Consider the following 11,620-nt stretch of genomic DNA (forward strand, 5'->3'; position numbering starts at 1 on the left):
GGGGGGCGTTTGCGCAGGTGGGAGGCGGCCGAACGGTTGTCGTACGGATGTTCGAGTTTTGGTCTATGGTGGGGGTGAGCAGGTTGGGAACGGATGTTCGATAGTGGTCGACGGTAGGAGGTGCGGATGCCGGGCTTCACGCATCTGCACACCGTCTCCGGGTTCTCCCTGCGCCATGGAGCCTCGCACCCGGAACGGCTGGCGGAGCGTGCCGGGGAGCGGGGCATGGACGCCCTCGCCCTCACCGACCGGGACACCGTCGCGGGCGCCGTCCGGTTCGCCAAGGCCTGCGCCAGGGCGGGCGTCCGTCCGCTGTTCGGGGCGGAGCTGGCGGTGACCGCCCCCGAGCCGGACGGCACCCGGCCCGAGCGGCGCCGCCGGACCCCCGTGCGCGGCGGTGCCTTCATCGACGAGTCGACACCCCGGGTGACCTTCCTCGCCCGCGACGGCGCCCGCGGCTGGGCCGACCTGTGCCGCCTGGTCACCGCCGCCCACCGCGCCCCCGACCTGCCCCTGCTGACCTGGCCCGACAACCACGCCGACGGCCTGACCGTGCTGCTCGGCCCCGACTCCGACGTGGGCCGCGCCCTCGCCGCGGGCCGCCCCGACCGCGCGGCCCGGCTGCTGGCGCCCTGGCGGGAGGTGTACGGCGACGCCCTGCGCCTGGAGGCCGTCTGGCACGGCCGCACCGGCACCGGACCCGGCTCGCTGCGGCTGGCCGCCCGTACCGTCGGCTTCGCCGCCGAGCAGGGCGTCCGGCCGGTGCTCAGCAACGCCGTCCGCTACGCCGACCCCGGCATGGGCCCGGTCGCCGACGTGCTGGACGCCGCCCGGCGCCTCGTCCCCGTCGACCCGGCCAAGGGGCTCGACTCCGGCGAGGCGTGGCTCAAGGACGCCGGGGCCATGCTGGGCGCCGCCGAGCGGATCGTGGAGGCGGCGGGCTTTGGGCGCGAGGCCGCGCACCGGCTGCTGGAGCAGACCCGGGCGACCGCCGCCGAGTGCCTGGTCGACCCCGAGGACGACCTCGGCATCGGCACCGTCCACTTCCCCGAGCCGCACCTGGTCGGCGCCGGGCGCCGCACCGCCCAGCGGGTGCTCGCCTCCCGCGCCGCGGCGGGCATGCTGCGGCTCGGCTACACCGGCCGCCGCGCCTACTGGGAGCGGATGCACCAGGAGCTGGACATCATCGCCCACCACGGCTTCGCCTCCTACTTCCTGACGGTCGCCCAGGTCGTCGACGACGTACGGGAGATGGGCGTCCGGGTCGCCGCGCGCGGCTCCGGCGCGGGCTCCCTCGTCAACCACCTGCTCGGCATCGCGCACGCCGACCCGGTCGAGCACGGGCTGCTGATGGAGCGGTTCCTGTCCAAGCGCCGGATGGTGCTGCCGGACATCGACGTCGACGTGGAGTCCGCGCGCCGTCTGGAGGTCTACCGGGCGATCATCGGCCGGTTCGGCGCCGAGCGGGTGGCGACGGTCGCGATGCCGGAGACGTACCGGGTACGGCACGCCATCCGGGACGTCGGCGCCGCCCTGTCGATGGACCCGGCCGACATCGACCGGATCGCCAAGTCCTTCCCGCACATCCGCGCCCGCGACGCCCGCGCGGCCCTCGACGAACTGCCCGAGCTGCGCGAACTGGCCGGGGAGCGGGAGCGCTACGGCAGGCTCTGGGAGCTGGTCGAGGCGCTGGACGCGCTCCCGCGCGGGGTCGCGATGCACCCGTGCGGGGTGCTGCTCTCCGACGCCTCGCTGCACGCGCGTACGCCGGTGATGCCGACCAGCGGCGAGGGGTTCCCGATGGCGCAGTTCGACAAGGACGACGTGGAGGACCTGGGGCTGCTCAAGCTGGACGTGCTCGGGGTGCGGATGCAGTCGGCGATGGCGCACGCGGTCGCCGAGGTGGAGCGGGCCGCGGGGGAGCGGATCGACCTGGACGCGGTGCCGGACGGCGACCCGGCGACGTACCGGCTGATCCGGTCCGCGGAGACGCTGGGCTGCTTCCAGATCGAGTCGCCGGGGCAGCGGGACCTGGTCGGGCGGCTCCAGCCCGCGACCTTCCACGACCTGGTGGTGGACATCTCGCTGTTCCGGCCCGGCCCGGTCGCCGCCGACATGGTGCGGCCGTTCATCGAGGCCCGGCACGGCCGGGCGCCGGTGCGCTACCCGCACCCGGACCTGGAGGGGCCGCTGAGGGAGACGTACGGCGTCGTCGTCTTCCACGAGCAGATCATCCACATCGTCGACATCATGACCGGCTGCGGGCGCGACGAGGCCGACCGGGTGCGGCGCGGGCTGTCCGACCCGGAGTCGCAGGGGCGCCTCCGGGTCTGGTTCGCGCAGCACGCGGCGGCGAAGGGCTATGACGCGGAAACGATTCAGCGGACCTGGGAGATCGTCGAGGCGTTCGGTTCCTACGGCTTCTGCAAGGCGCACGCGGTCGCGTTCGCCGTGCCGACGTACCAGTCCGCGTGGCTGAAGGCCCATCACCCGGCCGCCTTCTACGCCGGGTTGCTCACGCACGACCCCGGGATGTACCCGAAGCGGCTGCTGCTGGCGGACGCGCGGCGGCAGGGGGTGCCCGTGCTGCCGCTGGACGTGAACAGGTCGGGGGTCGCACATCGTATCGAACTGGTGTCCGGTAAGTGGGGGCTGCGGTTGGCCCTCTCCGATGTGCACGGCATCAGCGAGGCCGAGGCGGCGCGGATCGCCGACGCACAGCCGTACGCCTCCCTGCTCGACTTCTGGGAACGGGCCCGGCCCAGCCGCCCCGTCGCCCAGCGGCTGGCACAGGTCGGCGCGCTGGACGAGTTCGGTGCCAACCGCCGCGACCTCCAGCTGCACCTGACCGAACTGCACCGCGGCGCCCGCGGCGGACGCGGCGACCAGCTCCCGCTGTCCGGAGGCCGCCGTACCGCCTCCGCCGGGCTGCCCGACCTGTCCGAGGCGGAGAAGCTCAGCGCCGAACTGGGCGTGCTGTCGATGGACGCCTCCCGCAACCTGATGGACGACCACCGGGCCTTCCTCGACGAGCTGGGCGTCGTCTCCGCCCGGCGGCTGCGCGAGGCGCGGCACGGGGAGACCGTGCTGGTCGCGGGCGCCAAGGCGGCCACCCAGACGCCGCCCGTCCGGTCCGGCAAGCGGGTCATCTTCTCCACCCTGGACGACGGCACCGGCCTGGTCGACCTCGCCTTCTTCGACGACTCCCACGACGCCTGCGCGCACACCGTCTTCCACTCCTGGCTGCTGCTGGTGCGCGGGGTCGTGCAGCGCCGCGGCCCGCGCAGCCTCAGCGTGGTGGGCGCGGCGGCGTGGAACCTCGCCGAACTGCTGGAGGTGCGGCGGGAGGAAGGGCTGGAGGGGGTCGCCGCGCGGCTGGCCGAGGGCCCCGGGCCCGGCGCCCCGCCCGACGACGACGGCGAAGGGCCCGCGCGGCGGCGCCTCGCCGGGTCCGAGGGGGCGCCCGCACCGGCGGGCTCGGCCGCCCAGGACGCGATGGAACAGCGGCGCATCCGCATGTCCACGGGGTACGAGATGCACCCCTGGGCGGATCTGCGTCCCGCGGGTGAAGGACCCGCGGTCGGAAGGAAGTTGTGGCACCAGAGCCCGGGGAGTGCGGGATGACGATCCTCTGCGTACGTTTCCAGCTGCCGCCGATGTACGAGGCGGCCCTGCCCGGGCTGCTCGGGCTGCTGGAGGAGTTCACGCCCGTCGTCGAGGCGCTGCCACCGGACGGGGCGCTGGCCGATCTGCGGGGCGCCGAACGGTACTTCGGGCGTACGGCGGTGGAGCTGGCCGCCGTGATCCGGGTCCGCGCGCTCGCCCTGCACGGCGTGGACTGCGCGATCGGCGCCGGACCCGGACCGATGCTCGCCCGGATGGCGCTGCGCGACGCCCGCCCCGGCGTCACCCGGGTGCTCCCCGCGGGCCCGGACGGCATCGCCGGCCTGCCCGTCACCGCGCTCCCCGGCGTCGGCACCGCGACCGCCCGCACCCTGTGCGAATACGGCCTCGACACCCTCGGCCGGGTCGCCGCCGCGCCGCTGTCCACGCTCCAGCGGCTGGTCGGCGCGCGGGCGGGCCGCGAACTGCACGAGAAGGCCAACGGCGTCGACCGCGGCCGCGTGGTGCCCAACGGCGTCTCACGGTCCCTGGCCGAGGAGCGCCGCTTCGACCGCGACGAGCTGAACCCCGAGCACCACCGCCGCGCGCTGGTCTGCGCCGCCGAGGAACTGGGCGTCCGGCTGCGCGCCGTCGAGAAGGTCTGCCGCACCCTCACCCTGACCGTGCGCTACGCCGACCGGTCCGCGACCACCCGCTCCCGCACCCTCCCCGAGCCGACCGCGCACTCGCCCGCCCTGACGAGGACCGCCTACGACCTGTACGACGCGCTCGCCCTCCAACGCGCCCGCGTCCGCGCGATCACCCTGCGCGCCGAGGGCCTGAGCCCCGCCGAACAGGCCTCCCACCAGCTCACCTTCGACCCCGTGGACGAGCGGGTCCGCCGTATCGAGGAGGTGGCCGACCGCGCGCGGGCGAAGTTCGGGCCGCGGGCGGTGATGCCGGGGAGGCTGGCGGCGTAACGGGTCAGGGGGTGCGTGATGTGCGGAAATGCCGCTTAGCGGTGAAAGTTTTTACTGGCGCGTAGCTTCTCAACTTTGGCTACCCGACCGTAACTTGACAAGTGAACGGCATCCCGTGATCCGGATCACAGGGCGTAAGGCAGTCCCCACTCCCTTGAGCCGCAAGGAGATCACTCGATGCTGCCCTGGAAACGCGCGCTCAGATCCGTCGCCGCACTGCTGCTGACCGCCACGGTCGCCACCCTCCCCGCCGCCACCTCCGCACACGCGGCGGACGCCCCGTCGAGCGGCTGGAACAACTACTCCTGCAAGCCCTCCGCCGCCCACCCCCGCCCCGTCGTCCTCGTCCACGGCACCCTCGGCAACTCCGTCGACAACTGGCTGGGCCTCGCGCCCTATCTGACCAAGCGCGGCTACTGCGTCTTCTCGCTCGACTACGGACAACTCCCCGGCGTGCCGTTCTTCCACGGCCTCGGACCCATCGACAAGTCGGCCGAGCAGCTCGACGCCTTCGTCGACAAGGTGCTCGCCGCGACCGGCGCCGCCGAGGCCGACCTCGTCGGTCACTCCCAGGGCGGCATGATGCCGCGCCACTACCTCAAGTTCCTCGGCGGTGCCGACGAGGTCAACGCCCTGATCGGCATCGCCCCCAGCAACCACGGCGCGACCCTGAGCGGCCTGACCGGCCTGCTGCCGTACTTCCCCGGCGCCGAGGACCTGCTCTCCGCGGCCACCCCGGCCCTGGCCGACCAGATCCCCGGCTCCGCCTTCCTCACCAAGCTCAACGAGGGTGGCGACACCGTGCCCGGCGTCCGCTACACGGTCATCGCCACCCGGTACGACCAGGTGGTCACCCCGTACCGCAGCCAGTACCTGGACGGGCCCGGTGTCCGCAACGTCCTGCTCCAGGACCTGTGCCCGGTCGACCTCTCCGAGCACCTGGCGATCGGGCTGCTGGACCGGATCGCCTTCCACGAGGTGGCCAACGCCCTGGACCCGGCGCACGCCAGGCCCACCACCTGCGCGTCCGTGTTCAGCTGACCGGCACCGGGCATGCCGCCGGGGTCCGACCGGCCTGAGCCGCCGGTCGGACCCCGCGCGGAGCCTCCTGGGTCAGCGGCCGTGCCGTCCGCCGCCGACCGCCCGCCGCCGCACCGACGCGAACAGGGCCGCCGCGCCGACAGCCAGCGCCGCGGCGCCGCCGACCGCGAGGTAGGGGGTGGTGCCGTCGCCGCCGGTCTCGGCGAGGTTGGCGGTGCTGCCCGCCGCCTTGGGCTGGTTGGCGGCCCCGGCCTCCGGGGTGTCCGGGGTGTCCGGGGTGGACCCCGCCGCGGCCGGTTCGGCCGTGGTCTGCGGGTCGTCGTCGCCGTGGCCGTGGTTCTCGACGGTCGAGTGCTCGGCGGCGGCCTCGATCTGCTCGTCGGAGGGGGCGGACGCGGCGGGGGCGGGGGCGGCGGCCTCTTCGGTGCCGCCACCGTTGTCGGCGGTGCCGCCGTCGGCCGTCTCGCCGCCGTCCGCCGCCGTGCCGCCGCTTTGGCCGAACGTCACGTCCGAGCAGGAGTAGAACGCCTCCGGGCTGTCCGAGCGCTGCCATACCGCGTACAGCAGGTGCTGGCCGGAACGCTCGGGCAGGGTGCCGGAGAACGTGTAGAAGCCGTCTGTCGCGGCCGGATCGGTCGCCGTCGCCACCGGGTTGGCCAGGTCCAGGTCGTCCCAGGCGAGGGGCTGTGCCGGGTCGTAGCCGGGCTTGGTGAGGTAGACCTTGAAGGTGCCCTTGTGCGGGGCGGTGACACGGTACTTGAAGGTGTACGAGCCACTGCTCACGCCGGTCGCGGGCCAGTCGGCGCGGGCCAGGTCGAGCCCCTTGAACGCGTCGTTGTTCGCGCTGCACAGCTTGCCGTCCGGGATGAGCGCCTGGTGCTGCCCGGCCGCGTTGCCGATGCGGATGCCGTTCCAGTCGTAGAGCGCCTGGGTGCCCCCGGCCGCGACCGCCGCCTTGCACGCGTCCGAACGCGGGCTCTCCGGCCCCTCCGCGTAGCACTGCGCGACCCGGCTGACCGGGTCGCCCATCGAACCGTGCGCGGCCGCCGGGGCGGCGGACAGGGCGGTGAGGGCGAGCGGGGCGATACCGAGGGCGGCTGCGGCGACGGCCTTGCGGCGTGCGGGCATGGGGAACTCCTGAACGGTGACGGCGGGTGGGGACGAGTCCTGTCGGACGCCCCCGGCGAATCCCGTGGGGTGATCAGAAGTTAGCCCCGGCGCACCGCGAAATCGCCTGCTGAAGGCCGTGGAAGGAGATCCTTATGCTCGCTTTAAGGAAGTGCTCAGGCTGGGCTGAGGTTCGCCCGGGGAGGCGCGCTCATGGTCGCTCGGCCTCCGGCCACCAGGTGCGGGCGATGTCCTTGCGCACCTCGGGGCGCTCCGCCGGGAGTTCCTCGGCCTCCTCGCGGAGTCGGCGGGCGTTCCTCGTCGTAGGGGGCTTGTGCAGTGTCACTCGGCGCATGAGTGCCTCCTTGAGTGCCTACCGTGTTCCGTGTTCTCACGGAGGTAGACCCTTTCGGCGAGAGTTCCTCATCGCCGCCGGCCTGTCAGTGGCGGCTGTCACGAATCGACTGTCAGTGGCGGGTGTCACTCTTGGGCCATGACGGAACACGTGGACTGGGACGCGCGGGCCGCCGCCTTCGACGACGAGCCCGATCACGGACTGCGCGACCCCGCGGTGCGCGGCGCCTGGGCGGGGCGGCTGCGCTCCTGGCTGCCCGGGCGGGGCTGCGACCTGCTCGACCTGGGCTGCGGTACCGGCAGCCTGTCACTCCTCGCCGCCGAACAGGGACACCGGGTCACCGGCGTCGACCTGTCCCCGGCGATGGTGGAGCGGGCGCGCGCCAAGCTCGCCGGGCGTGACGCCGCGTTCCTCGTCGGTGACGCGGCGGCACCACCGGTCGGCGAGCAGCGCTACGACGTCGTCCTCGTCCGGCATGTGCTGTGGACCCTCCCCGACCCGGCCCGCGCGCTGCGGCACTGGTGGGGTCTGCTGCGGCCGGGCGGACGGCTGCTGCTGGTGGAGGGCGTGTGGGGCACGGTCAGCCCCGTGGGCATCCCCGCCGACCGACTCACCGCCCTCCTTCAGCCGCTCGCCGGGCACATACGCCTGGAGCGGCTGTCCGGCGACCCGCTGCTGTGGGGGAGGACGGTCGACGACGAGCGGTACGCGGTGGTGGCTACGGCGTGAGCCAGCTCTCCCAGTCGCTCCGGCGGGCCCTCGACTCCAGCTCGTCCAGCGCCGCCACGGCCGCCGCCGCGGCCCCGGGATCGGCCGCCGTGAGCCCGCTCACCGCGAACTCGTCCTCGTCCAGACGCCGTACGTCCGTGCCGTCGGCGGAGCGCCACAGGTCCAGGTCGAGGTCCTCGACGACCAGCTCACCGCCGGAGCGGACGGCGGGCCGGGTGATGTCGCAGTACCAGCCCTTCAGCGTCCCGTCGGCGGCCCGGACCTCCTTCACCGAGTACCAGCGGTCCCGCCAGTAGTGCTCGGTGAAGACGTCCTCCGCCTCGAAGCGGACGAAGCCGAAGTCGCGGGTGCCGGAGTTCGCCCAGGGGGCCCGGACCGTGATCCGGGTGCCGTCGTCGGTGAGCAGCTCCGCCGGGTAACGGATCTTCGTCCGGCCCGCCTTCACCAGGACGACGTCCACCCGCTCCGGCAGGTCAGCAAAGTTCCCGGACATGGCGCACCTCCGTCGCGCAGATCTCGTAGCCGAACCACTTGTTGATCGCGAGCATCGGCCCGTTCCCGGCGTCGTTGCCGGTGAACGCCTCCGTGTACCCGGCCGCGCGGGCGCGGTGCAGGGAGTCGTTCTTGGCGAGCTTGGCCAGACCGCGGCCCCGGAAGGCGCGGGACGTACCGGTCATCGCGGTCGCGTACCGGGAGCCGCCGTCGGTGTACGCGGCGCTGAACGCGACCGGGCGGCCGTCGGCCACCGCCACGGAGGTCAGCCCGAGGTCGAGCAGGGGGTGCCGCCAGGTCTCCACGAGCCAGGCCTCGTAGTCGGTGAACTCCACGCCGACGTCGCCCGGTTCGTCGGACGTCGTCTCCGCGTCCAGTTCGAACATCGGGCGCGGGTCGTCCGCGTAGTCGGCGGCGGTCCGCAGCGTCACGCCGTGCGGCGGCTCCTGGCGGGGCGGCAGCGTGCCGTGGGCCAGGTCCAGGCGCAGGAAGTGCGCCGAGCGGCTCGGGCGGTAGCCGTGCGCCTCGGCGAAGGCGCGGTTGCCGGGCTCGTCCAGGACCCAGCTGAACAGCTTCGTCGCGCCGTGCGCCGCCAGGTGCTCCTCCGCCGTGCGCACCAGCAGCGAACCCGCGCCCCGTCCGGTGCGGTCCGGACGCACGTACACGTTGACGTTCCCCTGGCCCGGCTCCGGGCTGTCATGGGCGAGCCCGGCCTGGGCGGTGCCGATGACCTCGCCGTCCTGTTCCGCGACGAGGGCGCGCCAGTGGGCGTCCGGGTGGGTGTGGGTCACGCTGTGCGCCACCGACTCCGGGGTGTTCAGCATGTACGGGAGCGCGAGTTGTCTGACCCGTACGAAGCCCTCGACGTCGGCGGGGACGTCGGGGCGCAGGGCGCGCACGATCACTGTCATACGGCGGCACGCTACGGGGCGGCCTGCCGGGATGCCTCTCATTTTTCCCGGGTACGGGACAATCGGCCCGTGACCTTGAGGATCCAGATCGATGACAGTGCCGCGGCCGGGCCGCCGTACGAGCAGGTGCGCGCGCAGATCTCCGCCCGGGCGCGCTCGGGTGAGCTGCCCGTGGGCTACCGGCTGCCGACCGTGCGGGGGCTCGCGGAGTCCCTGGGGCTGGCCGCGAACACGGTCGCCAAGGCGTACCGGGCGCTGGAGACGGACGGGGTGATCGAGACGCGGGGGCGCAACGGGACGTTCGTCGCTGCCGCGGGCTCCGCGGCGGAGCGGGAGGTCGCCGCGGGGGCGGAGGCGTATGCCTTGCGGGCCCGGCGGCTGGGGGTTTCGGAGGGGGATGCGCTGGCCGCGGTGCGGGATGCGTTGCGGGCGGTTTATGGGGTGTGAGCGTCGTGGGGGTGGGGGTTTGACGTCGGGTGCGGGTGCGTCGTGGCTTGTCGCGCAGTTCCCCGCGCCCCTGGGTGGGTGCGGGTGGCCGTCAGGCCCATCGGCGCCGCCACTGTCGCGAACGCCGCCGCGTCCAGGATCGCCGCTCCGCCCGGGTCGTTGTTGAAGTACGTGTACACGTCGGCGTCGGTGGGGAAGGCCGCGGCGATGCGCGTCGCCCAGGAGTGGAGTGCACGGTGGCCGTAGCGCGGCCATGGGCTGGCCCGGCCCTGGTGGAGGCGGACGTAGCCCCAGTCGGCGGTGCGCCACAGGGGGGTCACCGGGCGGGAGAGGACGTCGGCCCAGCACAGGGCCGCGCCGCGGGACTCCAGGGTGCGGCGGACCTCGGGGGTCCACCAGGAGTCGTGGCGGGGTTCGACCGCGACCCGTACGCCGGGCGGGAAGCAGGCCAGGCAGGCGTCCAGGAGGCCCGCGTCGGCGCGCAGGGTCGGTGGCAGCTGGAGGAGGACCGGGCCGAGCCGGTCGCCGAGGCCGGAGGCGTGGCTCAGCAGCCGGTGCACCGGCTCCTCTGGGTCCTTCAGCCGCTTGATGTGGGTGAGGTAGCGGCTGGCCTTGACCGCGACGACGAAGTCCGGCGGCACCCGCTCCCGCCAGGCCTCGAAGTTCTCCCTGGTCGGCAGCCGGTAGAAGGCGTTGTTCAGCTCCACCGTCGCGAAGTGCGCCGCGTACTCCTCCAGCCAGCGGCGTACGGGCACGTCCGGCGGGTACAGGACGCCCTTCCAGTCCTTGTACTGCCATCCCGACGTGCCGACGTACAGCGTCATACGTCCAGGGTTACAGATACAGCCCCGCGTCCGCCCCGCCGCGCGGCTCCGGCAGCGCGGTCGGTGAGGTGCCCCGGCGCAGGGCGTACAGCTCCGCCAGGCTGGCGCCCTCGCGGCCGACGCCCTCCTCGGTGCCCAGCCAGGCCACCGACTCGGCGCGGGTGAGCGGGCCGACCTCGATGCGGGCGAGGCAGCGGCCCGGGCGGACGACGGCGGGGTGCAGGCGTTCGAGGTCCTCGTTGGTGGTGACGCCGACCAGGACGTTGCGGCCCTGGCCGAGCAGGCCGTCGGTGAGGTTCAGCAGCCGGGACAGGGCCTGGCCCGCGGTGTGCTTGGCCTCGCCGCGGATCAGCTCGTCGCAGTCCTCCAGGAGCAGCAGCCGCCAGCGGCCCTTGCCCGTGGAGTCGTCCTCGCCGATCGCGATGTCCATCAGATAGCCGACGTCGGAGAAGAGCCGCTCGGGGTCGAGGACGCAGTCGACCTGGCACCAGTCCCGCCAGGAACGGGCCAGGGTGCGCAGCGCGGAGGTCTTGCCGGTGCCGGGCGGGCCGTGCAGCAGCAGGAGACGGCCCGCGATGTCCTCGGGCGTGGTCTTCATCAGCCGGTCCATCGCCTCCGCGACCGGCGCCGTGTAGTTGGGGCGCACCTCGTCCCAGGTACCGGCGGAGATCTGCCGGGTGGTGCGGTGCGGGCCGCGGCGCGGGGAGACGTACCAGAAGCCCATGGTCACGTTCTCCGGCTGGGGTTCGGGCTCGTCGGCCGCGCCGTCGGTGGCCTCGTCCAGCACCTTCGCGGCCAGTTCGGCGCTGGTCGCGGTGACCGTGACGTCGGCGCCGCGGTTCCAGCGGGAGACCAGCAGGGTCCAGCCGTCGCCCTCGGCGAGGGTGGCGCTGCGGTCGTCGTCGCGGGCGATGCGCAGGACGCGCGCGCTCTGCGGCAGCAGGGTCGCGCCGGAGCGGACCCGGTCGATGTTCGAGGAGTGCGAGTACGGCTGCTCGCCCATGGCGAAGCGGCCGAGGAACAGCGCGTCGACGACATCGGCGGGTGAGTCGCTGTCGTCGACGTTGAGCCGGATCGGCAGCGCGTCGTGAGGGTTCGCAGACATGCCGCCATGATCGGGCACCGGGACGC

Annotated in this window: 11 protein-coding genes; 5 read left to right on the forward strand and 6 right to left on the reverse strand. The window is 73.8% G+C overall.

Features of this window, described 5'->3' with window-relative positions; all coding sequences use genetic code 11:
* Window positions 1–126 precede the first annotated feature (126 nt).
* The 3 genes from KBY47_RS23325 (at window position 127) to KBY47_RS23335 (ending at window position 5,624) form a co-directional block, all read left to right on the forward strand.
* A complete protein-coding gene (locus KBY47_RS23325) occupies window positions 127–3,624 on the forward strand; it encodes a DNA polymerase III subunit alpha (RefSeq protein ID WP_210923792.1) in 3,498 nt (1,165 codons plus the stop codon).
* Window positions 3,621–4,583, forward strand: a complete 963-nt coding sequence (locus tag KBY47_RS23330) for a hypothetical protein (RefSeq protein ID WP_210923794.1) — start codon at window positions 3,621–3,623, stop codon at window positions 4,581–4,583. Before KBY47_RS23325 ends, KBY47_RS23330 begins: the two co-directional genes overlap by 4 nt.
* A gap of 177 nt (window positions 4,584–4,760) precedes the next feature.
* A complete protein-coding gene (locus tag KBY47_RS23335) occupies window positions 4,761–5,624 on the forward strand; it encodes a triacylglycerol lipase (RefSeq protein ID WP_210923796.1) in 864 nt (287 codons plus the stop codon).
* Window positions 5,625–5,696: 72 nt separating this feature from the next.
* On the opposite strand, the gene KBY47_RS23340 is transcribed toward KBY47_RS23335, so the two are convergent.
* On the reverse strand, window positions 5,697–6,752 hold the full coding sequence (locus tag KBY47_RS23340; RefSeq protein ID WP_210923798.1) for a lytic polysaccharide monooxygenase: 1,056 nt from the start codon (window positions 6,750–6,752) through the stop codon (window positions 5,697–5,699).
* 190 nt (window positions 6,753–6,942) lie between these two features.
* The gene (locus KBY47_RS23345) at window positions 6,943–7,086 is read right to left on the reverse strand and encodes a hypothetical protein (protein WP_210923800.1); all 144 of its coding nucleotides are present in this window, start codon (window positions 7,084–7,086) and stop codon (window positions 6,943–6,945) included.
* 138 nt (window positions 7,087–7,224) lie between these two features.
* Here KBY47_RS23345 and KBY47_RS23350 point away from each other — a divergent pair, with 138 nt between their 5' ends.
* Entirely contained in the window at window positions 7,225–7,815 is a 591-nt protein-coding gene (locus KBY47_RS23350) for a bifunctional 2-polyprenyl-6-hydroxyphenol methylase/3-demethylubiquinol 3-O-methyltransferase UbiG (RefSeq protein ID WP_210923802.1), read from the forward strand.
* Here KBY47_RS23350 and KBY47_RS23355 read toward each other — a convergent pair.
* Both KBY47_RS23355 and KBY47_RS23360 read right to left on the reverse strand, forming a co-directional pair.
* Window positions 7,805–8,308: a DUF402 domain-containing protein gene (locus tag KBY47_RS23355; protein WP_210923804.1), complete on the reverse strand. Its 504-nt coding sequence runs from the start codon at window positions 8,306–8,308 to the stop codon at window positions 7,805–7,807. The genes KBY47_RS23350 and KBY47_RS23355 overlap by 11 nt on opposite strands.
* On the reverse strand, window positions 8,289–9,218 hold the full coding sequence (locus KBY47_RS23360; RefSeq protein ID WP_210923808.1) for a GNAT family N-acetyltransferase: 930 nt from the start codon (window positions 9,216–9,218) through the stop codon (window positions 8,289–8,291). The genes KBY47_RS23355 and KBY47_RS23360 overlap by 20 nt, the downstream gene beginning before the upstream one ends.
* 69 nt (window positions 9,219–9,287) lie before the next feature.
* Here KBY47_RS23360 and KBY47_RS23365 point away from each other — a divergent pair, with 69 nt between their 5' ends.
* Window positions 9,288–9,665, forward strand: a complete 378-nt coding sequence (locus tag KBY47_RS23365) for a GntR family transcriptional regulator (RefSeq protein WP_210923809.1) — start codon at window positions 9,288–9,290, stop codon at window positions 9,663–9,665.
* Here the strand turns inward: KBY47_RS23365 and KBY47_RS23370 are convergent.
* Together KBY47_RS23370 and KBY47_RS23375 are read right to left on the reverse strand one after the other, a co-directional pair.
* Window positions 9,653–10,489: a DUF72 domain-containing protein gene (locus KBY47_RS23370; protein ID WP_210923810.1), complete on the reverse strand. Its 837-nt coding sequence runs from the start codon at window positions 10,487–10,489 to the stop codon at window positions 9,653–9,655. The two genes, KBY47_RS23365 and KBY47_RS23370, sit on opposite strands and share 13 nt — an antisense overlap.
* A 10-nt stretch (window positions 10,490–10,499) precedes the next feature.
* Window positions 10,500–11,594 carry a DUF5925 domain-containing protein gene (locus KBY47_RS23375; RefSeq protein ID WP_210923812.1) on the reverse strand — a complete coding sequence of 365 codons (1,095 nt, stop codon included), beginning with the start codon at window positions 11,592–11,594 and terminating at the stop codon, window positions 10,500–10,502.
* Window positions 11,595–11,620 lie beyond the last annotated feature (26 nt).

Source organism: Streptomyces sp. B93, assembly GCF_018070565.1.
GTDB lineage: Bacteria > Actinomycetota > Actinomycetes > Streptomycetales > Streptomycetaceae > Streptomyces.